General features: G+C 33.8%; 25 protein-coding genes and 2 tRNA genes. 23 read left to right on the top strand and 4 right to left on the bottom strand.

Going from position 1 to position 23,609, the window contains the following annotated elements; genetic code table 11:
- The first annotated feature begins 30 nt into the window (after window positions 1-30).
- From mce to IRZ99_RS11955, 3 genes are all read left to right on the top strand, one after another.
- Window positions 31-435 (top strand): methylmalonyl-CoA epimerase, encoded by a 405-nt coding sequence (mce, locus tag IRZ99_RS11965; protein WP_194657476.1) that lies wholly within the window; start codon window positions 31-33, stop codon window positions 433-435.
- 147 nt (window positions 436-582) lie between these two features.
- Window positions 583-656, top strand: a tRNA-Ile gene (locus IRZ99_RS11960).
- A 184-nt stretch (window positions 657-840) separates the two neighbouring features.
- The gene (locus tag IRZ99_RS11955; protein ID WP_194657475.1) at window positions 841-1,092 is read left to right on the top strand and encodes a hypothetical protein; all 252 of its coding nucleotides are present in this window, start codon (window positions 841-843) and stop codon (window positions 1,090-1,092) included.
- Window positions 1,093-1,121: 29 nt separating this feature from the next.
- Here the strand turns inward: IRZ99_RS11955 and IRZ99_RS11950 are convergent, their stop codons facing one another.
- Entirely contained in the window at window positions 1,122-1,715 is a 594-nt protein-coding gene (locus IRZ99_RS11950; RefSeq protein ID WP_194657474.1) for a riboflavin synthase, read from the bottom strand.
- Window positions 1,716-1,772: 57 nt separating this feature from the next.
- Here IRZ99_RS11950 and pdxA point away from each other — a divergent pair, with 57 nt between their 5' ends.
- From pdxA to IRZ99_RS11885, 13 genes are all read left to right on the top strand, one after another.
- Window positions 1,773-2,822 carry a 4-hydroxythreonine-4-phosphate dehydrogenase PdxA gene (gene pdxA, locus IRZ99_RS11945; RefSeq protein WP_194657473.1) on the top strand — a complete coding sequence of 350 codons (1,050 nt, stop codon included), beginning with the start codon at window positions 1,773-1,775 and terminating at the stop codon, window positions 2,820-2,822.
- 106 nt (window positions 2,823-2,928) lie between these two features.
- Entirely contained in the window at window positions 2,929-3,480 is a 552-nt protein-coding gene (locus IRZ99_RS11940; protein ID WP_194657472.1) for a DUF177 domain-containing protein, read from the top strand.
- Between the two features lie 9 nt (window positions 3,481-3,489).
- Window positions 3,490-3,684 carry a 50S ribosomal protein L32 gene (rpmF, locus tag IRZ99_RS11935; RefSeq protein WP_007137315.1) on the top strand — a complete coding sequence of 65 codons (195 nt, stop codon included), beginning with the start codon at window positions 3,490-3,492 and terminating at the stop codon, window positions 3,682-3,684.
- A gap of 173 nt (window positions 3,685-3,857) precedes the next feature.
- Window positions 3,858-4,856, top strand: coding sequence for a beta-ketoacyl-ACP synthase III (locus IRZ99_RS11930; RefSeq protein ID WP_194657471.1), 999 nt, complete (start codon window positions 3,858-3,860; stop codon window positions 4,854-4,856).
- 23 nt (window positions 4,857-4,879) lie between these two features.
- Window positions 4,880-5,368 carry an acetyl-CoA carboxylase biotin carboxyl carrier protein gene (accB, locus tag IRZ99_RS11925; protein ID WP_194657470.1) on the top strand — a complete coding sequence of 163 codons (489 nt, stop codon included), beginning with the start codon at window positions 4,880-4,882 and terminating at the stop codon, window positions 5,366-5,368.
- A 104-nt stretch (window positions 5,369-5,472) separates the two neighbouring features.
- Window positions 5,473-6,819, top strand: a complete 1,347-nt coding sequence (gene accC / locus IRZ99_RS11920; protein WP_072969753.1) for an acetyl-CoA carboxylase biotin carboxylase subunit — start codon at window positions 5,473-5,475, stop codon at window positions 6,817-6,819.
- A 294-nt stretch (window positions 6,820-7,113) separates the two neighbouring features.
- Window positions 7,114-7,410, top strand: a complete 297-nt coding sequence (locus IRZ99_RS11915) for a hypothetical protein (protein WP_194657469.1) — start codon at window positions 7,114-7,116, stop codon at window positions 7,408-7,410.
- A gap of 75 nt (window positions 7,411-7,485) precedes the next feature.
- Window positions 7,486-7,782 (top strand): hypothetical protein, encoded by a 297-nt coding sequence (locus tag IRZ99_RS11910; RefSeq protein ID WP_194657468.1) that lies wholly within the window; start codon window positions 7,486-7,488, stop codon window positions 7,780-7,782.
- Window positions 7,783-7,840: 58 nt separating this feature from the next.
- On the top strand, window positions 7,841-8,137 hold the full coding sequence (locus tag IRZ99_RS11905; protein ID WP_194657467.1) for a hypothetical protein: 297 nt from the start codon (window positions 7,841-7,843) through the stop codon (window positions 8,135-8,137).
- Between the two features lie 27 nt (window positions 8,138-8,164).
- Window positions 8,165-8,455, top strand: a complete 291-nt coding sequence (locus IRZ99_RS11900) for a hypothetical protein (RefSeq protein ID WP_194657466.1) — start codon at window positions 8,165-8,167, stop codon at window positions 8,453-8,455.
- 18 nt (window positions 8,456-8,473) lie between these two features.
- Entirely contained in the window at window positions 8,474-8,770 is a 297-nt protein-coding gene (locus IRZ99_RS11895; protein WP_194657465.1) for a hypothetical protein, read from the top strand.
- 14 nt (window positions 8,771-8,784) lie between these two features.
- Complete coding sequence (locus IRZ99_RS11890; RefSeq protein WP_194657464.1) at window positions 8,785-9,078, top strand: hypothetical protein; 294 nt, start codon at window positions 8,785-8,787, stop codon at window positions 9,076-9,078.
- 127 nt (window positions 9,079-9,205) lie between these two features.
- Complete coding sequence (locus IRZ99_RS11885) at window positions 9,206-10,561, top strand: sigma-54 dependent transcriptional regulator (protein ID WP_194657463.1); 1,356 nt, start codon at window positions 9,206-9,208, stop codon at window positions 10,559-10,561.
- Here IRZ99_RS11885 and IRZ99_RS11880 read toward each other — a convergent pair.
- Together IRZ99_RS11880 and IRZ99_RS11875 are read right to left on the bottom strand one after the other, a co-directional pair.
- Window positions 10,558-12,993, bottom strand: a complete 2,436-nt coding sequence (locus IRZ99_RS11880; RefSeq protein WP_194657462.1) for a hybrid sensor histidine kinase/response regulator — start codon at window positions 12,991-12,993, stop codon at window positions 10,558-10,560. The two genes, IRZ99_RS11885 and IRZ99_RS11880, sit on opposite strands and share 4 nt — an antisense overlap.
- A gap of 179 nt (window positions 12,994-13,172) precedes the next feature.
- The gene (locus IRZ99_RS11875) at window positions 13,173-15,074 is read right to left on the bottom strand and encodes a S9 family peptidase (protein WP_194657461.1); all 1,902 of its coding nucleotides are present in this window, start codon (window positions 15,072-15,074) and stop codon (window positions 13,173-13,175) included.
- A 238-nt stretch (window positions 15,075-15,312) separates the two neighbouring features.
- Between IRZ99_RS11875 and IRZ99_RS11870 the strand changes: the two genes are divergently transcribed.
- The 7 genes from IRZ99_RS11870 to IRZ99_RS11840 all read left to right on the top strand — a co-directional run bounded on the left by IRZ99_RS11870 (window position 15,313) and on the right by IRZ99_RS11840 (window position 23,170).
- Window positions 15,313-16,425 carry an FAD-binding oxidoreductase gene (locus IRZ99_RS11870; RefSeq protein ID WP_194657460.1) on the top strand — a complete coding sequence of 371 codons (1,113 nt, stop codon included), beginning with the start codon at window positions 15,313-15,315 and terminating at the stop codon, window positions 16,423-16,425.
- A complete protein-coding gene (gene mtgA, locus IRZ99_RS11865; protein WP_194657459.1) occupies window positions 16,425-17,198 on the top strand; it encodes a monofunctional biosynthetic peptidoglycan transglycosylase in 774 nt (257 codons plus the stop codon). The genes IRZ99_RS11870 and mtgA overlap by 1 nt, the downstream gene beginning before the upstream one ends.
- Window positions 17,188-18,144 (top strand): lipid A deacylase LpxR family protein, encoded by a 957-nt coding sequence (locus tag IRZ99_RS11860; RefSeq protein WP_194657458.1) that lies wholly within the window; start codon window positions 17,188-17,190, stop codon window positions 18,142-18,144. The genes mtgA and IRZ99_RS11860 overlap by 11 nt, the downstream gene beginning before the upstream one ends.
- Before the next feature lie 491 nt (window positions 18,145-18,635).
- The gene (locus IRZ99_RS11855; protein ID WP_194657457.1) at window positions 18,636-19,604 is read left to right on the top strand and encodes a DUF4062 domain-containing protein; all 969 of its coding nucleotides are present in this window, start codon (window positions 18,636-18,638) and stop codon (window positions 19,602-19,604) included.
- A 195-nt stretch (window positions 19,605-19,799) separates the two neighbouring features.
- The gene (locus IRZ99_RS11850) at window positions 19,800-20,366 is read left to right on the top strand and encodes a hypothetical protein (protein ID WP_194657456.1); all 567 of its coding nucleotides are present in this window, start codon (window positions 19,800-19,802) and stop codon (window positions 20,364-20,366) included.
- 586 nt (window positions 20,367-20,952) lie between these two features.
- Entirely contained in the window at window positions 20,953-21,996 is a 1,044-nt protein-coding gene (locus IRZ99_RS11845) for a hypothetical protein (protein ID WP_194657455.1), read from the top strand.
- 232 nt (window positions 21,997-22,228) lie between these two features.
- Window positions 22,229-23,170, top strand: coding sequence for a hypothetical protein (locus tag IRZ99_RS11840; RefSeq protein WP_194657454.1), 942 nt, complete (start codon window positions 22,229-22,231; stop codon window positions 23,168-23,170).
- A gap of 264 nt (window positions 23,171-23,434) precedes the next feature.
- On the opposite strand, the gene IRZ99_RS11835 is transcribed toward IRZ99_RS11840, so the two are convergent.
- Window positions 23,435-23,508: transfer RNA gene (locus tag IRZ99_RS11835), tRNA-Ala, on the bottom strand.
- Between the last annotated feature and the right edge of the window lie 101 nt (window positions 23,509-23,609).

Here is a 23,609-nt window from a genome sequence, read left to right as displayed (position 1 = left end):
TTTATCTTTGTATTATAATAATTAAAGGAGATGGTAAATAAAATTGAACATATAGGGATTGCAGTTAAAAATATGAATGATGCCAATGTATTATTCGAAAAATTATTGGGAGTTCCGTCTTATAAAGAAGAAGAAGTAGAAAGTGAAGGTCTTTTGACTTCTTTTTTTCAAACGGGAACAAATAAAATTGAGCTTTTAATGGCAACCAATGCAGAAAGCCCAATTGCAAAGTTTTTAGAAAAAAAAGGAGAAGGAATTCATCACATCGCTTTTGATGTGGAAGATATCTACTCCGAAATAGACCGTTTAAAAAGTGAAGGCTTTGTGTTGATAAATGAAGTTCCGAAGAAAGGTGCTGATAATAAATTGGTCGTTTTTTTACATCCAAAAAACACAAATGGGGTTTTGGTTGAGCTTTGTCAGGAAATAAAGTAAAAAATCTTATTTACTTATTAAGAAATAATACATTGAAAATCAATTGCGTTTAGAAATAGTGAGGTTGAGATTTGAAATTAAATAGAAATCATATCTTAAAATATTTGCAGTGAATAAAAAATAGTAGTAATATTGCATCCTCAAACCGGTCCTATAGCTCAGCTGGTTAGAGCACCTGACTCATAATCAGGTGGTCCCTGGTTCGAGCCCAGGTGGGACCACGTAGTAAAAAAGCTTCATAAAATTTTTATGAGGCTTTTTTTTATGATTAAAGTTGTAATTTTAAGAAAAACTTATACATTTGCTTCAGAATTGTAGCAAAAAACTTGTTTTTTGTGAGAAATTTCTATAAACGACCCCAAGTCTAATTATAAACACGGTGCTAATTATTAGCATGCTAAGCTTATGAAAATCAATAAAGCTATTTTTTTTGCATTTTTTTTAATTGTGATAAATATCTCAAGCGTTTTTGCTGAAGATCCACATCCGCCTTCGCCGGATCAGTCTAAAACTGCTAAGGGTGGTGGTGCAATTAACAGAGGTATAGGAGTTCCGGGCTCGCCAATCGATCAAAGCCTTGTTTATTTGGTAGTTGCCGGGTTAGCTTTGGGAATTGGAATGATATATAAAGATAAAGTAAAAAAAGCTTCCTTATAAATGGAAGCTTTTTTTGTGGAATTCCGTTTTTATATTTTATTTATCGAATAAAGTCTTGAAATATATTTGCCCACAACATCAAATTCTAAATTTATTTTGGTTCCAACTTTAAAGTTTTTGAAGTTGGTGTTTTCAAAGGTGTAAGGTATGATGGAAACACTAAATTCATTTGCTTTAGAATTTACAACTGTTAAACTAACTCCATTCACTGTAATTGAACCTTTTTCTATAGTGATGTTGTTAAGGTTTTTGTCGTATTCAAAAGTGTAATTCCAGCTTCCGTTCGCTTCTTCGATTTTAATGCAGGTTCCGGTTTGGTCTACGTGTCCTTGTACGATATGTCCGTCAAGGCGATCGCCTAGCTTCATTCCTCTTTCCAGATTTACAACATCGCCCGTTTTCCAATCTCCAATATTTGTTTTTAAGATTGTTTCGTCAATAGCTGTTACGATATAAAGTGAATCTTTTACAGCAACAACTGTTAAGCAGATTCCGTTATGAGAAACGCTTTGGTCAATCTTTAATTCGTTTGTAATAGAAGAGTCGACTGTGATGTGAAGATTATTTTGGTCTTTTTGTATTTCGTGAATCCTTCCAAGGGTTTCTATAATTCCTGTAAACATTGTTGTTTTATTTTACTAAATTTGCACATCAAAATTAGTAATAAATAATCTGAGCTCATGAATAAAAAAGCAGAAAATATAATTGTTGGAATTTCGGTTGGAGATTTAAACGGTATTGGAAGCGAAGTTATACTTAAAACATTCGAAGATTCTCGCATGTTAGAAATGTGCACGCCGGTTATTTTCGCAAATGCTAAAATACTTTCTTTCGTTAAAAAAAGTATGACTTCTACTATTCAGTTTCATGGAGTTGATAAGTTAGATCAGGTTTTACCCGGTAAAGTGAATGTTTTTAACCTTTGGAAAGAAGGAGTTGATATTAATTTAGGGACTAACGATGAGAAAATTGGAGAATATGCCATAAAATCTTTTGTTGCAGCTACTAAAGCTTTGAAGGAAGGTACAATTGATGTTTTGGTTACGGCTCCTATTAATAAATATAATATTCAGTCAGAAGAATTTAAGTTTCCGGGTCATACTGATTATTTAGATCAGGAATTGGAAGGAAATGCGCTGATGATGATGGTTCAGGATAATTTGAGAGTGGGTTTATTGACGGATCATGTTCCATTAAATGAAGTTTCATCTCATTTAACAGAAGAATTAATTACAAGAAAAATCGAAACAGTAAGAAAATCTTTGATTCAGGATTTTAGTATTGTAAAGCCAAAAATTGCTGTTTTAGGATTAAATCCGCATGCTGGTGATGGTGGAGTGATTGGAAAAGAAGATGATTTGGTTTTAAAACCAGCTTTAAAGAAAATTTTTGAATCAGGAACGATGGTTTTTGGTCCTTTCCCTGCTGATGGTTTCTTTGGAAGTGGTCAATATGAAAAATATGATGCTATTGTAGCAACGTATCACGACCAGGGATTGATTCCGTTTAAAACATTATCTTTTGGTAAAGGAGTAAATTATACGGCTGGTTTAAACAGAGTAAGAACATCGCCAGATCACGGTACAGCCTACGATATTGCTGGAAAAGACATGGCAGATTATAATTCATTCAAGGAGGCAGTTTATCTCGCGATTGATATTTTTCGTTCGCGTAATCAGTATGAGGAGATTAGCCAAAAACCTCTTAAAATAAAAGAAAAACAGTTATAAACAAAAAAAGGTGAATAAGATTATTAGTTTTATAATAATTTTATATCTTTGCACCCCAATTCAGGTATCTGAGTTTTAGATACGAATTGGTCAAATTGATGTTAAGATGAGCAAATCAAAAGAATTTTTAATTCCTTTCATAGGATTAAAGCTGGGAAAACACCATTTTGAGTATCAAATAAGTAACGCGTTCTTTGAGAACTTTGATTACGACGAATTTCAAAGTTCGGATATCAAAGTGAGTTTAGTTTTAGATAAGAAAAGCAACATGTTAGAGTTGGAATTCAAACACAAAGGAACCGTAAACGTACCTTGTGATCTAACAGGCGAAGATTTTGATCTTCCTATAAAAGGGAAAATGAAATTAATTGTCCGTTTTGGAGATGAATTTAACAATGATAATGAAGAGTTGTTAATCTTGCCACACGGAGAGCATGAAATAGATGTTGCACAATACATTTATGAAATGATTGCCCTTTCTGTACCACTAAAACGAGTTCATCCAGGAGTAAAAGATGGAAGTTTACAAACTGAAGCCTTAAAAAAACTGAATGAGCTGACTGTAAAAGAAGTCAAAGAAGAGAAAAAAGAGAGTAAAAAAGAAGAAGATATTGACCCGCGTTGGGACAAATTAAAGCAACTATTAACGGATAAATAATATAGTAAAATGGCACATCCTAAGAGAAAAATCTCGAAAACAAGAAGAGATAAGAGAAGAACACATTATAAAGCTACTGTAGCTCAAATCGCTACATGTCCTATTACTGGAGAAGCACATTTATACCACAGAGCTTACTGGCATGAAGGTAAAATGTATTACAGAGGGCAAGTTGTTATCGATAAATCTGTAGCGGTTGCTTAATACGTTTTTGTAAATTATACTAGAACTCTCACATAGTGAGAGTTTTTTTTGTTGGTTATAATTTTCTTTTTTTAAGAAATTATCTACAAATTAATTTCGTTTTTTTTTGTAATTTTCAAGTCTTTTAAAAATTTTTCAAATATCCTGTATTTGGAAAGAAATAGTAAAATATAATGAATACAATCACAGCCGCAATTACCGCTGTTGGAGCCTATGTTCCGGACTTTGTTCTTTCAAACAAAGTGTTGGAAACTATGGTCGATACTAATGACGAATGGATCACTACTCGTACCGGAATTAAAGAAAGAAGAATTCTTAAAGATGCTGATAAAGGAACATCGTTTCTTGCTATAAAAGCAGCACAAGATTTAATAGCAAAAGCTAACATCGATCCTTTAGAGATTGATATGGTTATAATGGCAACAGCTACTGCAGATATGCCGGTAGCCTCTACAGGAGTTTATGTTGCAACAGAAATTGGAGCGACAAACGCATTTGCATATGATTTGCAGGCAGCGTGTTCAAGTTTCTTATACGGAATGTCAACGGCTGCAGCTTATATACAGTCAGGACGTTACAAAAAAGTTTTATTAATTGGTGCAGATAAAATGTCATCAATTGTAGATTACACAGACAGATCTACTTGTATTATTTTTGGAGATGGAGCAGGTGCTGTTTTATTCGAACCAAATTATGAAGGCTTAGGCTTACAAGATGAGTACTTAAGAAGTGATGGTGTAGGACGCGATTTTCTTAAAATTTCTGCAGGAGGTTCTTTAATCCCAACTACAGCAGAAACAGTTCAAAACAGACAACACAATATTATTCAGGACGGTAAAACCGTTTTTAAATATGCTGTAACTAATATGGCTGACGCTAGCGAATTGATTGTTAAAAGAAACAATTTGACTAATGAAGATGTTGACTGGTTAGTACCACATCAGGCAAATAAGCGTATTATTGATGCTACTGCAAGCAGAATGAACCTTGAAGATTCAAAAGTATTGATGAATATTGAAAAATATGGTAATACAACTTCAGCAACTTTGCCGTTAGTATTAAGTGATTTTGAACACAAATTCAAAAAAGGAGATAATATTATTTTAGCCGCTTTTGGTGGTGGATTCACTTGGGGATCTATTTACCTGAAATGGGCTTACGATACAAAATAAATTAAAACTAAAAACGAATCATTATGGATTTAAAAGAAATTCAAAACCTAATCAAATTTGTAGCAAATTCGGGAGTTGCAGAAGTAAAGTTGGAAATGGATGATGTGAAAATCACAATCAGAACAACTTTAGAAGGAAATGTAACTGAAACTACTTATGTACAGCAATTGCCAGCTCAGGCTGCATTGCCACAAGCTGTTGCTCCTCAACAAGCGGCACCAGTTGTTGTAAATGTAAATAGTGAAGCGGCAGCTCCAGCTGAAGATTCTAAATTCATTACAATTAAATCTCCAATCATTGGAACTTTCTACAGAAAACCGTCTCCGGACAAACCAGTTTTCACTGAAGTAGGAAGTGTTATTTCAAAAGGAGATGTTCTTTGTGTAATTGAAGCAATGAAATTATTCAACGAAATCGAATCAGAAGTTTCAGGTAAAATTGTAAAAATTCTTGTTGACGATATGTCTCCGGTAGAATTTGATCAACCTTTATTCTTAGTAGATCCATCATAAATAAATTTAGATTTTAGATTTTAGATTTTAGATTGATTTGCAATTTGTTAATCATCTAAAATTATCTAATTATCAAACTTGTCTAATTATCTAATTAAAATAAGATGTTTAAAAAAATATTAATTGCGAATAGAGGAGAAATTGCACTTCGTGTAATTCGTACATGTAAGGAAATGGGAATTAAGACTGTAGCGGTTTACTCTACAGCTGATGCAGAAAGTCTACATGTAAAGTTTGCTGACGAAGCGGTTTGTATCGGACCTCCTCCGAGTAACTTATCGTATTTGAAAATGTCAAATATTATTGCTGCTGCAGAAATTACAAATGCAGACGCAATTCATCCAGGATATGGATTTCTTTCAGAGAATGCTAAATTCTCTAAAATTTGTCAAGAGCACGGAATCAAATTTATTGGTGCTGCTCCTGAAATGATTGATAGAATGGGAGACAAAGCTTCTGCAAAAGCTACCATGAAAGCTGCAGGAGTTCCATGTGTACCAGGTTCTGACGGATTATTAGAATCTTTCGAACAAACACAAAAATTGGCTAAAGAATTTGGTTACCCGGTTATGCTTAAAGCTACTGCCGGTGGTGGTGGAAAAGGAATGCGTGCCGTTTGGAAAGAAGAAGAATTATTGAAGGCATGGGAAAGTGCGCGTCAGGAAGCTGCTGCTGCATTTGGAAATGACGGAATGTACATGGAGAAACTTATTGAAGAACCACGTCATATCGAAATTCAGGTTGTTGGAGATTCTTACGGAAAAGCATGTCACCTTTCTGAAAGAGACTGTTCAGTTCAACGTCGTCACCAAAAATTAACAGAAGAAACACCTTCGCCTTTCATGACAGACGAATTGCGTACTGCAATGGGAGAAGCTGCTGTAAAAGCTGCTGAATTCATTAAATACGAAGGAGCCGGAACGGTAGAATTTCTTGTAGACAAACACAGAAATTTCTATTTCATGGAAATGAATACTCGTATTCAGGTTGAGCACCCAATCACAGAACAAGTTATTGATTATGATTTGATTCGTGAGCAAATTATGGTAGCTGCAGGAATTCCAATTTCAGGTAAAAATTATTTACCACAATTACACGCTATTGAGTGTCGTATTAATGCTGAAGATCCTTATAACGATTTTCGCCCTTCACCAGGAAAAATTACTACGCTTCATATGCCAGGAGGACACGGAGTTCGTTTAGATACTCACGTTTACTCAGGTTATAGTATTCCGCCAAACTACGATTCAATGATTGCTAAGTTAATTACAACGGCACAATCTCGTGAAGAAGCGATCAGCAAAATGCGAAGAGCTTTAGATGAATTCGTAATTGAAGGTGTGAAAACTACAATACCTTTCCACAGACAATTAATGGATGATCCAAGATATATTGCAGGGGATTATACAACTGCATTTATGGATACTTTTAAAATGAATCCAATCGAATAATTATAAAGGCTGTCAATTTTGGCAGCCTTTTTTATTTTACATCATATTTTAAACCCGATAGATTTTGAAATCCATCGGGTTTTGTTATTTAAAATGCTTTAGTAAACACTTAAAGTGTATACTTTTTACACATTATTTTTCTAATTACACACTTTTTTATATTTCTCAATTTTGGCACACTGGTTATAAAGCCTTTAAAAATAAGGGTTTATGTGATTTGGTACTTAATGTTTGGCTTGCGGCATAATAATTTCATTATCTAAAGCGTAAACAACTATTAAACTAAATATCATTATGAAAAATTTATTCTTATCAGCCGCTATTGTTTTGGGAAGTTTATCTTCATTCGCTGCTACAGCTCCAATGACAAACTCTATTATAAAAACGATTTCAATTCAAGATGAATATACTGAAATTAAATTAGAGGAATTACCGGCTCCAATAACTGAAGCTTTAAAAAAATCATTTCCGGATGCAGTACTTTCTAAAGCTTATAAAAATGCAAAATCTGAATATAAACTAGATGTAACTGTAGGAGAAAAAGTAGGTTCTCTTTACGCTAATGCAGACGGAACCTGGATTAAAAAATAATTTTAAAACAGAGCGCTATGTTTATTCAGATAGCCAACACTAAAATTAAAGTACGAATACTAAAATACAACTATTATGAAAAATCTATTTTTATCAGCCGCAATCGTTTTGGGAGGTTTAACATCATTTGCTTCAACTTCTCCAATTTCAAATACAATCGTAAAAACAATTTCTATTCAGGACGAATACACAGAAATTAAAGTAGTAGAATTACCAACTGCAATTACTGATGCGCTTAAAAAAGCATATCCGGATGCAGTGCTTACTAAAGCATATAAAAATGCAAAATCAGAATATAAATTAGACGTTACCGTTGGAGACAAAGTAGGTTCTCTATACGCTAACGCAGACGGATCCTGGATTAAAAAATAATCCATCCAGAGATTCAGTTTAAATTTTAAATATTATACACACCATTAAATTAAATATCATGAAAAATTTATTTTTATCAGCCGCAATCGTTTTGGGAGGTTTAACATCATTTGCTTCAACTTCTCCAATTTCAAACACAATCGTAAAAACAATTTCAATTCAGGACGAGTATACTGAAGTTAAGTTAGAAGAAGTTCCAGCTGCAGTAACAGGTGCGCTTAAAAAAGCATATCCGGATGCAATTCTTTCTAAAGCATACAAAAATGCTGCTTCTCAATACAAATTAGAAGTTACAGTAGGAGACAAAGTTGGAGCACTTTATGCTAATGCAGACGGATCTTGGGTTAAAAAATAATCAACTAACTACTAAAAAACTATCATTATGAAAAAGTTAATCTTATCGGCAGCAATCCTGTTGGGAGGGCTGTCAATGCAGGCAGGAGTTATTGATATGAAAAATACAATAACACAATCAGTAAATATTCAGGACGAGTACAAAGAAGTTGATGCTGTTCCGGCAGCTATTAAAACAGCTTTAGACAATGCTTATCCAGGTGTTAAACTTGATAAAGCATATGTAAACGAGAAAAAAGAGTACAAAATCGAGATCACTGTAAGAGGTGAAAAATCGACTGTTTACACTGATGCAACAGGAAACATCATTAAAAAGTAACCATAAAAACCCCATAATATGAAAAAGTTAATTTTATCGGCAGCTATCCTTTTAGGAGGTTTGTCAGTGACTGCAGCAACTCCGGTTGTTACGAATCAAATTGTTTCCTCAGTAAATATTCAGGATGAATACACTGAAATTACAGCAGATGCTGTTCCAGCCGCTGTAAAATCAACAATAGAAAAATCGTTTGTAGGTTCTAAACTGGAAAAAGCATGGAAAAATGCTAAGGACGAATACAAACTTGAAATTTCTAAAGAAGGTAAGAAATATACTTTTTTTACAGATGCTTCAGGAAACATCATTAAAAAATAATTAAAAAGAACATTATGAAAAAGTTAATCTTATCAGCAGCAATAATTTTGGGAAGTTTATCAATGCATGCAACAACTACAGAAGCTGAAACTGTAAAGATTGCTGTCAATGTTCAGGATGAATATAAAGAAGTTGCTGAAGATGCAGTTCCGGCTGTGGTGAAAGCAGCTTTAGAAAAAGCTTATCCTGGCGCAAAGCTAGTGAAAGCTTATACAAATGAAAAAAAAGAGTATAAACTCGAAATATCAGTTGGTGACCAAAAGGCTACTGTTTTCTCAGATGTCAATGGCAATTGGTTGAAAATATAATTAGGTGAATTAGATTTATGTTTTTGGTAAAAAAGAGGTTGCGACGTGCAATCTCTTTTTTTTTGCATAATTTTATGAAAATACAACTTTAATAGTATTATTTTAGCAAAAAAGACCCTAAAAACAGATGTCAAAGATATTACTGATAGAAGATGATATTTCGTTTTGCAAATTATTAGAGAAATTTCTAATTAAAAAAGCTTACGATGTAACTGTTGCTTTCTCGGCAGAAGAAGCCCGATTGGCAATGAAAAAAGAATCTTTCGATTTGATTCTGACAGATCTTCGTTTGCCAGATTCTGACGGCATTGGACTTATGTCTGAATTTAAAACAGCTTACCCTGAAATTCCTGTTATACTTATGACGGGATATTCAGATGTTAATACTGCGGTTAAGGCCATTAAAAATGGTGCAGCCGATTATATTTCTAAACCTTTTAACCCTGATGAGGTTTTATTGGTCATTACAAATGCTTTGAAAAATGCTGAAGCAGAAGAAATGCCAGCAAAAGAAAAAAAAGCCCCAAAAAAGAAAGAAGCAACTTCTTCTGAAAATGAATTTGTCAGAGGTATCTCTGTGGCTTCCAAAAAATTATTAGATCATATTCACTTGGTTAGTCCAACAGATATGTCTGTTTTGATTATTGGCGAAAGCGGAACAGGAAAAGAAATCATTGCTAAAAGTATTCATCAGCAAAGCACCCGTAAAAACAACAATTTTATTGCGGTTGATTGTGGAGCTATTCCCAAAGAATTGGCTGCAAGCGAATTTTTCGGACATTTAAAAGGATCTTTCACCGGAGCCATTAGCGACAAGATGGGTTATTTTGAAGCGGCAAATGGCGGAACTCTTTTTTTAGATGAAATAGGAAATCTTTCTTATGAAAATCAAATACAGTTGTTGAGAGCACTGCAGGAACGAAAAATAAAGCCTGTTGGAAGCAATAAGGAAATTAACGTCGATATCCGCATCATAACGGCTACAAATGAAGATTTACGTGAGGCGGTAAAAAACGGCGATTTTAGAGAAGATTTATACCATAGAATCAATGAATTCTCTATTCTGTCTCCATCGTTAAAAGAAAGAGAAGAAGATTTAATGGTTTTTGCTGATTATTTTCTTGAAAAAGCCAATCAACAATTGAATAAGGAAATTATTGGTTTTTCACCTGAAGTCGTTGCTATTTTTCAAAAATACAATTGGCCAGGGAATTTACGTGAATTACAAAACTGTGTCAAACGCGCTACACTTTTATCGCGTGGCGATTTTATTGAAAGTGATGTTTTGCCTGCCGAGTTTTTCCAGGTTCAAAAAAACAATCAGCAAAGTTCAAATGAAACTTTTTCATTGTCTGACAATGAGAGAGAAACTATTATTCATGCGCTTTCAAGAACTCAAAATAATAAATCGGAAGCGGCAAAATTGCTTAAAATTACCAGAAAGACACTTTACAATAAGTTAAAACAATACAATATTGATTAAATAATCTCTTTCTGCAGGGCTTTAAAAAGTGAGTCAGTCTTAGCTTTTAAAGCTTTGAAAATGTCTTTCAAATCAGAAATTTCAAAATCATTTTTATCCAATACTTTTAAAATTCCACCAATTTCATAAGCTTCAATTTGATTGAACATTGGAGCAATTCGATGTGCAATAGCATTTATTTCTGAGACATTTTCTTGTGTAACGGCATTTTCCAAATGAGCTAAATTTTCATTGGTACTTTCTATAAATGATTTTAAAACTTCTTTCAGAGCATCATTATCATTTCCTAAAAATTCCTTTAAAGTCTCTAACGAATAAGATTTTGATGCTATTTTTTGTTCACTATCATTAATTTCAACCGTAGGCAAAGTGTCGTTTTCTAAAATGAGATGTATTGTTTCCAATAATATTTTCGGTGAATATGGTTTTTTTACCACAGTGGTAAAACCAGCTTTTGCATAGACTGAAGCGTCTAAGTCAGTTCTTCCGGTTAAGGCAATTACCGGCTGATTTTTATAAATAGCAGTATTTTTAAGTTTTTGAAGAAACATGAAACCATCCATTTCCGGCATTTGGATATCGGTAATGATAAAATCAAAATTTGTTTTCTGAATCGCTTCCAAAGCTTTAGTCGCATTGTTGAAAGATAATACCTGATGATTTTCCTGTCTTAAAACACCACTTGTTAAATTGAGAAGATTAATATCATCATCAATCACTATAAAAGTTTGTTTTTTAGTATTACGGACGGTTGGTTTTTTAATCTCAGGAATTGAATTTATGCTGGTGTCAAATAACAACGGAAGCTGTATTTCAAAAGTACTTCCTTTTCCAAAAGTGCTTTCAAGTGCTAAAGTTCCTCCTAAAATCGAAATTATTTTCTGGCAGATTGATAATCCCAAACCAGTTCCTCCGTATTTTTTTTCAATACCTTCATTAGCCTGAGCAAATTCTTCAAAAACCAATTTCTGATTTCCTTTTTCGATTCCAATTCCGCTATCTTCAATTGTAATAGTGAAAAATTGATCATTTTCGCTTAAGAAAGCGCTAATTCTGATGAAACCTTCTTCAGTAAATTTATAAGCATTTCCAATAATATTACTCAGGATTTGTTTCAAACGAAACGGGTCACCAACAATTTTGGTGTGCAGTTTTTCATCAACATTAATAATAAGCTCAATGTTTTTTTGCTTGTAAACGGTCTGAATACTTTTTGCCACTTCATCAATAATTTCAGGTAATGAAAAGGGGACTTTTTCAATCGTAATTTTTCCAGCTTCAATCTTCGAAAAATCCAATAAATCCTGCACTAATTGCGTAATATATTCAGAGGAGTTTTTAATGTTTTTAATGAAATAGGATTGCTTCGTATTCACATCAGAATTGCCCAAAAGTTCCGAATAACCTACAATGGTACTCAAAGGTGTTTTTAAATCGTGACTTACAGTGGAGATCAGTTGTTCACGGCTTTTAAGAAGGTTTTTTGTTTTGAAATTCGCAATTTCAAGCTGTCGTTTATAGACTTGCGACTTCGAATAATCGCTGACAATTAAAATCGAGAAAAACAGCGTCAACACCAAACCAATAATGGCAGATGCCGTAACAATCTCGTTAACTTTTTTAAGGGATTTTTCTTTTAGGGAATTGTTTTTTATGGAGTTGATAATAATCTCTCGCTCAATAATTCGAAGTACTTTTCGAAGTTGTTCCGAAATCGCGATTTCATTTTTCAGTAATTTGTTTTCCTGAAAATTCAAAGACTCTTTTTTCTTTTCAGCTCTTTGTTTTACGGAACTTAAAAGCTTTTTTGAATTGGCCAGGATAGAATCGGAGGCTTGTTTGCTTAACGTATTGGTGCTGTCATCAGGAATATTCTGATTCAGATAATCAACATATTGCTGAAGTACATTTTTTTGATAACTCCCTAATTGGTTTGGGCTTTTAGTAAAATCCTGCAGCTCCAATTTACGAAGTTTAAACTCCATTTTGGTAATTTCATCAATGGCAGAATTTACTGAAACTTCGTCATCGGCTTTATTTTTTATGGTCTTTAATTGCTGAATGTTTTTGGTTTTTTCAGATAAGTAATAGTTAACACTATCCAGTAGTGTTTTTTGATATTGTGTAGTTACAATTTGTTTTAAAGTGTCAATTCTGGAGCGTAAGGAATCGGTTTCAATAAGATAACTTTTAAAGTCGCTTTCAGAGTTGGTCTGAATTGTTTTTCGGGCTAAACTTTCCGTTTTATAAACATTTGAAAATAATTTACTGACTCTTAAAATCTTGGTTTTTTCGAAGGCAATTTTATCTTCCAATTTGTTATAAACCACATTTTCAGAATATAAAAACCATCCCACTGTTACAACCAAAGCGAGTAATGCAACATAGCTGAAAAGCACTTTGATAGCTGTGTAACTTCTTTTACTCTCCATATATTGTAATTGTTGGGATTGGGGTATTTTTCAATTCGAATTCCCTGCAATTTATTCAAAAAAAACTATTTTAAAAAGGGAATCAAAGTGAATCTGTTACATAATTCAAACATCTAAAAAATAAAATAGCCGCAAATTATATAACAATTTGCGGCTATTAAATATTTAAGATACTTAGCTTATAGTGTTTCGTTCAGCCATTTGAAAAATTCACCTTGCCAAACCTGAGCATTTTGCGGTTTTAAAACCCAGTGATTTTCATCTGGAAAATAAACAAATCTGCTTTTGATTCCTCTTAACTGAGCAGCCTGAAAAGCTTCTTGTCCTTGTCCGATTGGCACACGGAAATCTTTTCCTCCCTGAAAGATTAAGATTGGTTTGTTCCACTTCTCAACCATAGTTGCAGGATTAAATGTTGTATACGCTTTTTGAGCAACAGCATTGTCTTTTTCCCAATAAGCACCACCAAAATCCCAGTTGTTAAAGAAAACTTCTTCAGTTGTTCCCAACATACTTACGGTATTGAAAACACCATCGTGTGCGATAAACGTTTTGAAACGGTTGTTGTGAATTCCTGCTAGATAAAATACAGAGTATCCACCGTAACTTGCACCCACGCAACCTAAACGGCTTTTATCAACATAGCTTTCTTTGGCAACATCATCAATCGCAGAAAGGTAATCGTCCATAACTTGTCCGCCCCAGTCTTTACTGATTTTCTCATTCCACTCCACTCCGTGTCCTGGCATACCGCGACGGTTTGGCGCTACAACTACGTAACCTTTAGCAGCCATTAAAGAGAAATTCCAACGGAAAGAATACGATTGTGTCAACGCGCTTTGTGGTCCACCTTGACAGAATAACAAGGTTGGGTATTTTTTTGTAGCATCAAAATTTGGAGGTAAAATTACCCAAACCAACATTTTTTTACCATCAGTTGTCGTAACATAACGTTTTTCTGTTTTGCTTAACGCTAATGTTTTGTACGTATCTGTATTTACATTTGAAAGTTGTTTCCAGTTGTTTTTCTTCAAATTAAAAGAATAAATCTCCGGAGCATGATTCATGTCATTTCTGGTTACGATAATATCATCTCCCGCGAAACCAACTAAATCATTAACATCAAAATCACCTTTTGTAATTTGACGAACCTGAATGGCAATTCTGGTCAATCCTGGAAAGTTTACTACAAAAAGTTGTTTTGTACCGTCAACTGGTGCTACAAAATAAACGTTTTTACCATCTTTACTCCAGATGAAATTGTCTACAGTTCCGTCCCAGTTTGCAGTAAGATTCGTTTTGATTCCTTTAAACTCAACAATAATATCATTTTTGTCCGCTTCGTAACCATCACGTTTCATTTGCAGCCACGTTAAATTTCCTGTTGGAGAAAATTGCGGAGCTGTATCGTAGCCTAAATTATCTTCGGTTCTGTTGATTGTTTTTTGAGTCTCTAAATTGTACTCATAAATATTGGTGTTTGTCGAAATCGCATAATCAGTTCCTGCTTTTTTCTTGCAAACATATAAGATGCTTTTTCCGTCAGGAGACCAGATATAATCTTCGTCGCCACCAAAAGGTTTTTGTGGAGAATCAAAATTCTCCCCTTTTAAGATGTCAATTCCGGCAGCACCTTCTTTGTTGTCTTTATAAAAAACGTGGTTGAATTTCCCTTCATTCCAAGTGTCCCAATGACGGTAATCTAAACCATCATAAATTTGAGCGTCAGATTTGGTAAGGCTTGGGTAGAAATCTTTTCCTAAAACTTTCTCCAGTTTCACTTCTTCATTGTACACTAAAAATTTTCCGTCAGGCGAAACATTTTTGTCGGCCAAAACATCTTTTGTTTCTTTAATTTCAGTTGCAGTTCCGCCATTTACTGGCAAGATGTAAAATTTTGAAGACGATTTGTTTTCTTCTACCGAAGGAGTAGAAACTTTAAAAACAACATTTTTTTCATCTTTCGAAAGTCCAAGTGCAGTCACTCTTCCTAATTTCCATAACAATTCTGGTGACATCACATTCTGTCCGATAGCGTTTAAACTCATCATTATTAAGGTTGTAAATAATACTTTTTTCATAATAAAATTCTAATATTCGTGGGGCTAAAAGTACAAATATATTTTAGCAACTAAATGTTAAAAAAGTTGAACCATATAAGTAATATAAGTTCATTTAATTAGATATATCTGCAGAAATTGGTTTCTTTTCAAACTTCGATGTGCTTGACCTGACAAAGAACTAATTCATAAAGTTTAAATGAACTTACATTACTTATATGGTGAAAAAAAAATCATTATTTTTATAAAAATTTGACAAATGGAATTAAGTTATTGGGAGCTTAAAAATTGGTTCACAAATGTTGACTATACAATTGTAGGCAGTGGCATTGTAGGCTTGCACGCCGCATTGCGCTTACGCGAAAGATTCCCGACGGCGAAAATTCTAGTGTTGGAAAAAGGAATGTTGCCGCAAGGTGCGAGTACAAAGAATGCGGGTTTTGCCTGTTTCGGGAGTATTTCTGAAATTATCGAAGATCTAAAAACACATACAGAAGAAGATGTGATTGCCTTAATTGAAAAACGCTGGCAGGGTTTACAATTGCTTCGAAAAAGATTGGGAGACGCTGCAATAGATTTTAAACCTCATGGCGGATACGAACTTTTTTTGAAAGAAGACGAAAGAGGTTTCAATGAATGTGTCGCGCGATTGCCTTTTATCAATGAAATTTTAAAATCCCTTTTTAAGGCCGATGTTTTCACCAAAGAAATTGACCGTTTTGGATTTGAAAACATTCAGGAATATTTAATTTTTAATCCGTTTGAAGGGCAGATTGATACCGGAAATATGATGCAGGAATTACTGAAACAAGCTGTTGCTGCTGATGTTTTAATTTTGAATCAGCAAACAGTAACGGGATATGCCGATTTAGGAAATCAGGTTGAAATTGCATTGAATGACTTTAGTTTTACATCCAAAAAAATATTGTTCGCAACAAATGGCTTTGCCAATACGTTAACAAAAGGAGCAGTACAACCCGCAAGAGCGCAGGTTTTGATAACCGAACCAATTCCGAATTTAGATATTCGAGGCACTTTTCATTTAGATCGCGGATATTATTATTTCAGAAATATAGGTGACAGAATCCTATTGGGCGGTGGCCGAAACTTAGATTTTGAAACAGAAAACACCACCGAATTTGGTCAAACCAAAATTGTGCAAAATAAGTTGGAAGATTTGCTGAAAAATGTAATTTTACCGAATCAGGAATTCCAGATTGCGCACCGTTGGAGCGGAATCATGGGAGTAGGAAATAGTAAAAAACCTGTTGTGTCTCAACTGACTGAAAACGTGTTTTGTGGAGTGCGTTTAGGCGGAATGGGCGTCGCAATTGGGAGTTTAATAGGAACAGAATTAGCAGATTTAATATAATGGCAGCAACCAAGAAACCAGCACCAAAAAAACCAGCCGCAAGCAAAGCGAAACCAATTGCGAAAAAGAAAACCAATCGTTCGTTTGGCGAGAAAGTAAAATGGTTTTTTATTAAACTGTTTTTATGGTTCTTCGGACTTTCGATCGGATCCGTTATATTTTTTAAATATGTACCGGTACCGTTTACACCTTTAATGCTGATTCGTGCTATCGAAAATAAAATGGCTGGCAAAGAAGTTTATTTTGATCACGATTGGGAACCAATTGATAAAATTTCGATGAATCTTCAAAAAGCGGTGATCGCCAGCGAAGACGGAACTTTTTTATATCACAATGGTTTCGATTTCAAAGCGCTTCAAAAAGCGTATAAAAGCAACGAACGCGGACGCCGAATTCGTGGTGGAAGTACAATCTCACAACAAACCGCCAAAAATGTCTTTTTGTGGCAAGGGAAAAGTTATTTCCGAAAAGGCTTGGAAGCTTACTTTACCGTTTTAATCGAAATTATTTGGGGCAAAGAACGTATTATGGAAGTTTACTTAAATAGTATCGAAATGGGGGATGGTGTTTACGGAGCTTATGCCGCAACAGAACATTGGTACCGCCGCGACGCTTCGAGTTTAACACAAATGCAGGCTGCCGGAATTGCCGCAATATTACCAAACCCAAGAAAATTTAAAGCCACTGGTTCTTCAAGTTATATCAATCGACGCAAAGAACGAATTGTTCGCGAAATGCGTGCTGTTGGAAAAATAAATTATAATGGGAAATAGAAACGCCCTTCTTGCGCTTTTCCTATTGACAACAGTTTTAGGTTTTGGTCAGTCAAAAACGAAAGAGTTTGGTTTTATTACCGATAATGATTTATACACTTCGTCTAAAAACGATATGTATTATACAAACGGTTTAGAGCTTTTCTTCAGATATCTTTCCAAAAACGAAAACGAAAAAATCAATAAAAAGATTACTGAATTTCGCGTTGGACAATACATTTATAATCCGAGATTTATTAATGAAACAGCTGTTGATATTAACGACCGTCCTTTTACCGGATATCTTTTTGCCGAAGGCGGACGCAGTTTTTTCTATAACAGTGAATCGGTTTTAAAGACTGATTTTCAATTGGGTTATATGGGGCCAAATGCTTTTGGCCGCGAAACTCAGGAAAGTTTTCATCATATCATTGGGTATAAAAAGGTGTATGGTTGGGAAAACCAACTTCATAATGCATTGGCTGTACAGGCACATGTTATGTATTCGAAGAAATTATTCCCGGGTAAACACAACGATTTTGTAGATCTTCATTTTCAGTCAGAAGCTAATTTGGGGACTATTTTCGATGGTGTATCAACCGGTTTTTTGGCCCGAGTTGGTTTTAAGAAATTACTCCCTGTTTACGATTCTAATTTGCACGACGCTTCTGTGAGTGCTCAACCGCAATTTGATATTAGAGAATTTTACTTTTATGCGATGCCAAGCGTCAATTACCAATTTTATGACGCTACCATCGAAGGCAGTATGTTCAGCGACACCAGTCCGGTGACTTTTGAGTTGGAACCACTTCGTTTCAACGCCGAATTTGGTTTGAAATACCGCCACAACAATTTTAATATTTCTTATTCTTTTCTATACCGTGGTCGAGAATTAAAAGATCCTGAAACGAATACGAATTCAGGTTATTTTTATGGATCGATTCGATTGGGGTTTTTGATTAAGTAGGGGGTATTTGCCACGAAGGCGCTAAGGCACTAAGTTTTTTTTAACGGCAATGTACGCTAAGGGTTTACGCAAAGAGCACGAAGTTTCTTTGTCGGTGAGGTCGCAAAGCCGTTAAGTTTTACCACAATCTTGTCATTTCGACGAAGGAGAAATCCTCGCAAGTAGCTCGACAAAGTTACCACAATCTTTTCATCCTGATCCCGAAGTCTCGGGAGAAGGAACATACTAGAAACTCGACAAGTTATGTCGCAATATTGTCATTTCGACGAAGGAGAAATCCTCGCAAGTAGCTCGACAAAGTTTTTAATTCAATTCAATTATGAAAAAAAATTACTCTTTCACTCTCCTCGCATTAATAATGTCAAGCCTCCTCCAAGCACAAACAGAAACCTACCTCCCATTTTAAAATCGTGAGCTAAACACTTTCTAATACCGTGACTCTAATACCGTGACGTTGTGCAAAACATTAAAGCTAACAATACTAAAAAATAATGAAGAAAAAGTATCAAATATTTGTTTCGTCTACATATACAGATTTAATAGATGAAAGACAATCTGCGGTCCAGGCTATTTTGAGGGCTGGACATATTCCTGCTGGAATGGAATTATTTTCTGCGGGAGATAAAACTCAATTAGAGATAATAAAAAAATGGATTCAAGAGTCTGATATTTATGTTTTAATACTTGGAGGTAGATATGGTTCCATAGAAGCTGAAAGCCAATTAGCATACACTGAGATAGAATACAGATATGCTATAGAATTAGGCAAACCGTTTTTCTCATTAATTATGGAAGACGAGCTTCTAAATGCAAAAACAAAACAATTTGGACCAAGTGTGCTTGAGCTAGAAAATCAAAACAAGTATCAAGAATTCAAAAAGACTGTAAAGTCTAAAGTTTGTAGATTTTTTAATAATTCAACAGAAATTAAATTATCTGTTTTAGAATCAATAATGGATATTCAATCTCAATCCCAACTAGTTGGTTGGATAAGATCAGATGAAATTCAAGATAATAGTCAATTATTAAATTTGATAGAGGATTTAAAGAATGAAAAAGAAGATTTAATGGAAGAAGTTAAAAAACTAGAAGCATTAACAAAAAAGACAAAGCATAACAATCAAATTGGAGAATATACATACGAAGAAATAAAAAATGTTTTAATAAAGAAAAAAGTTGTTGTTCCAGCGTCATTAAATACCACCGGAAAAGATGTTGAACTTGAAATGATCAACTTATTTTATAAGTATAGAGGATTGTTGACTACTGGAGTTACAAATTTTTTATCGAATCCCACTCAAATTTATATTTGTAATACATTAGTACCCACATTGTTGAATTTTAATTTAGTTGAAAGAATTTCACACAAAAAAAACACTACTTATGAAACAAATAAATTTTTCATTTCAGCACTAGGCAACAAATTTTTATCACTATTTGAACTAGAAAAAGTCAAATAAAAGCTTTACACAACTCTATTATAACGGATTTAGGCAATAGGCTTAATGGAAAGTTGGTTTTGTAATTTGGGATAATATGTTAAATCCGATTAATGGGCTTAATTTAATACCCAACCAGCTGACTAGAATTTTGTAGGTAATTATTAAGCGTTCGTTATTTAAGAAATTAACTTTAACTCCAAACATTGTATTTTAATGGACGAATTATTGAAATTATACACTGAACTTCTTAGAGTTTATACTGAACAAGTTCAAAAACTTGAAGCATTAAAAACTGAGCGCTCAAAAGAACACAGAATGGAATGGGTTCCACAAATGGCATTAAATTCAAGGATATTCACATATGACGAATATTTACAAAATTCATTTCATGGAGGTTTTTGCTATGAAGAAAAAAATCTTATAATGCCACATTTGGTCAAATTTATAGCTAATTATGATTATAGCTCAGATGAAGTTAAAAAAGAATTTGAAAATCAGAAACCGAAAAATGATTACCAACGTCATTTAGATGATGTTTTATACAAAAATATTTTATTCATAGACTTTTTAAAATATCAACTGCGTGAATTACAAGAATTACAATATACTTTTAAAATTCCTTCTCAACCATCTAGAAAAAATGCTACTAGACAATTTGCAAAATATAAAACTGATAGAGATGAATATTTTGAAAAAATAAACGGCCTAAACAGATGTCGCGACGAAGTAAATGAAAGGATAAAAATTGTAGAAGGGATAAAAAAGGAAGTTGAAAAATAACCCCCGATAGCGCGGATTTTTAATCCGTGCCCACAAAGAAATAAATCTAAGAAATCCCGAAATTTTAGTTTCGGGAATTCTTATTTAAGGACTTAAGTAAATCCGTTTAGGTTCAATCATAAAGCGTTGACCTTCTTTCATGAAATTTTTACGTCAGGAACCTAAAATTTTAGGGACGACAAGGTAAAGCTTTAGGTTCTAAACATAAACGTTAACGTTGATGACGTCAAATTTGACGTCGTGAACCTATAAAATGGAGTCTGATAGAGTAAAAATATCATGATAGAACCTAAATGATGGAGTTGAGAACCTCAAAGTAAATCTACAACCCAACTTCAAACATCTTATAAAAACAAAACCCTCTAATCTAGCCCCGATAGAACTGGAAATCCTTTTATGCTGGGGTTCAGCATAAAAGATTGGAAGGGATAGCGGGACAGGTGGTCTTTTGAAAACGAAATTTTCTGCTCCAGATTCAAATAAAAAACAGATCACTGTCTCAAAATTAAAAGTGACTTTAATAAGTATTATATTAGCATTCTTAAAAATACCAAGAAAATCCTAAATCTATTGTAAATCAGTAAATATGAAGAGAAAATTACTTAGCCTTTCACTTGTTATAATTGCTTTGTTTCAGCTGACTATGATTAGCTGTTCGAGCGATGAAACTGAACCGGAAAAACCTGTGGTTGTTGTACCGGAAGAGCCTAAACCGGAAGAGCCTGAAGTACCAGTTTCGACGGTTCCAAAATCTGAAATGATGAAGGCAGCGATTCGAAATATCAGTGCTTCGACAAATAAAATGGGAAAGAGAGCTGCCGAGCAAAAACGTTTGGTGCGATCAATTAAATATGCGCAAAATATTGGAACTAATATTTATACCTACCATTTTAATACTGATTTAATAAACGATTACAGAGCTTTGCCGTCGGAGAATTTATATGATCCGGGCGAAAAGGCATTAAATGTAGATACAGAACGCGATAATGTAATAGTTTATAAATACAATACTTTAGGACAATTAACCAATATTGAAGCAGAGACTGTTTATACCAACAACGGACATACTAATCCACCTGAGGAATTTAGTTTTGAATACAATGCGGATGGGACATTAAAAAAGGCAGTAGGTTCTTTTGACTTTGGAGCCAGTTACAGTTATAATGACAAAGGATTAATTGATAAGAGAATAGAAGCGGATGGATCTGTGAGTTATACTTATGAGTATGATGATAAGGGCCGAATTGTAGATTCGTATTTTTATGTAAATACAATAAGTAATGGCAGAATTCCGCAAATGCATTTCAAATATCTCTATCCTGATGAAACGTCTTATGTTAAAACTTTGTATGAAATTAATGCAGATCAAACGGAGACCAATAGAAATTATGTGATTTATACTTATGATCCGGCAAAAGCAGGGGTTTACAATAAAGAGCCTTATTACCAAATAGACAATCAATACCTGCATGTGGTAAAATTGGAATCGCATATATTATATAACGGAGCCTGGCAGTTGCAGTTTGAAAGTGTTCCTAAATATTTTTATGATGCAGATGGATACTTAATTAAGTACGACTCGGCTGGATTTAATTATACTACAGATATTAGGGTATTTGAGTATGAATAAGAAATGATTTTCTTTATAGAAATAAAAAAGACCGTATTACAATTGAGTAATACGGTCTTTTTGTGGAGAATATCATATTTGAATTTCCTAATATACCACTTGTTTTGCTGAGTAAATTTATTTAGAAAGTACTTGAAAACCAAGTGATATTTTTTTTTAAACTAATACGTGAAGCCGTAATCAAAGTATTCTTTTTAATAATACATTTACTCCATTAACTAAAAAACTAAATATGAAAAAAACAATTTTGGGGTTAGTCCTATTTTTAAGTCTTGTGGGTTGTTCTAGCGACGATTCTGGTTCTACTGGAACTGGCGAAGCGAAAGAAGCAAATATGAAAATTGGCTTTGTAAATCCTAATGTGAAAATGACAGGAAAGGATGTTTTGAGAAATACATTACCTGTTGAGATACAAAGTGTAATTGTTACTTCTGTTAATGCGGGTGTTTCCTACGATAATGTATTTAATTTGGTCGAAAATGGTACAATAGGAGCAGAGAAAGATTTTATTCTAAGAAATTTGAAAACAGGAACTTCGGATTTTACAGTATTGACTACAACAAATGCACCATCAGAAGCTTGGTACGAGAGATCACCGGTCATCGAGGATGAAAATGAATCTTTAAATTCTATATCGCAAAGACTTTTAAATAAAATTCCTTCAGTTGTTTATAAATCTAAACAAACTATTAGTAGAAATGTTGTTGCGGGAGAAAATGACGCAATTCAGTTTGAATTAGAACCAATAAACGGAAGATTAATTTCGCTATTTGCGTTTGCAGAAGATTTAAAAGGACAAGGATATACTGCTAAATTGTTTTGTGGTCAGATTTCTTATACTCTTGGTGATTATGAGTGGAATAAAACACCTAATGCGCTTGTCTTTACCAGCGAGCAAGTTGTAAGTGATTATTTATGTTCTGGTACGAAAGTTAATGATGGTTATTTTTGGACTACGAATACCGGAAATGGAAGAACCTATAGAATAGAAGTTTATGATGTTGACGGTGAATTGGTAAAAATCACAGAATTTCAAGTACCATATGAAAATGGTGTTTCATTGAATAATCTTTACACTATAACTTCTGACGGAATGTTAGACAAATCGAGTACACAATCTACTTTTGTGATCACAGAGTTGAATAATCTTCCATTTGTTACTGTTACTAAATAATTAAAACTTATAACATAAGGTTTAATTTACAATCATAAAAACCGTATTACTTAATTGTGATATGGTTTTTTATTTTTTAGGAGCAGAAGTTTTCTTTTTTTAAAGACGACCAGTCCCGCTATCCCTTTCAATCTTTTATGCTGAACCCCAGCATAAAAGGATTTCCAGTTCTATCGGGGCTAGTTTAGAAGGTTTTATTTTCAAAAGGTTCTAGTATTTCCCATAAAAAAAACCGTATCACAATTAAGTAATACGGTTTTTTTGTGGAGAATATCGGATTCGAACCGATCACCTCTTGCCTGCCAGGCAAGCGCTCTAGCCAAATGAGCTAATCCCCCAAAGCGTTAGCAAATAAAGTCAATTAATTGGCAAAAAACAAATTTCAAAAGGCTTCGGGTGAAATTATTTTTCAAAACCGTAACTTTACGTTCAAATCTAT

The sequence above is a fragment of the Flavobacterium sp. LC2016-12 genome (genome assembly GCF_015351595.1).
Taxonomy (GTDB): Bacteria; Bacteroidota; Bacteroidia; order Flavobacteriales; family Flavobacteriaceae; genus Flavobacterium.
This window is presented reverse-complemented; position numbering and strand designations above follow the sequence as displayed.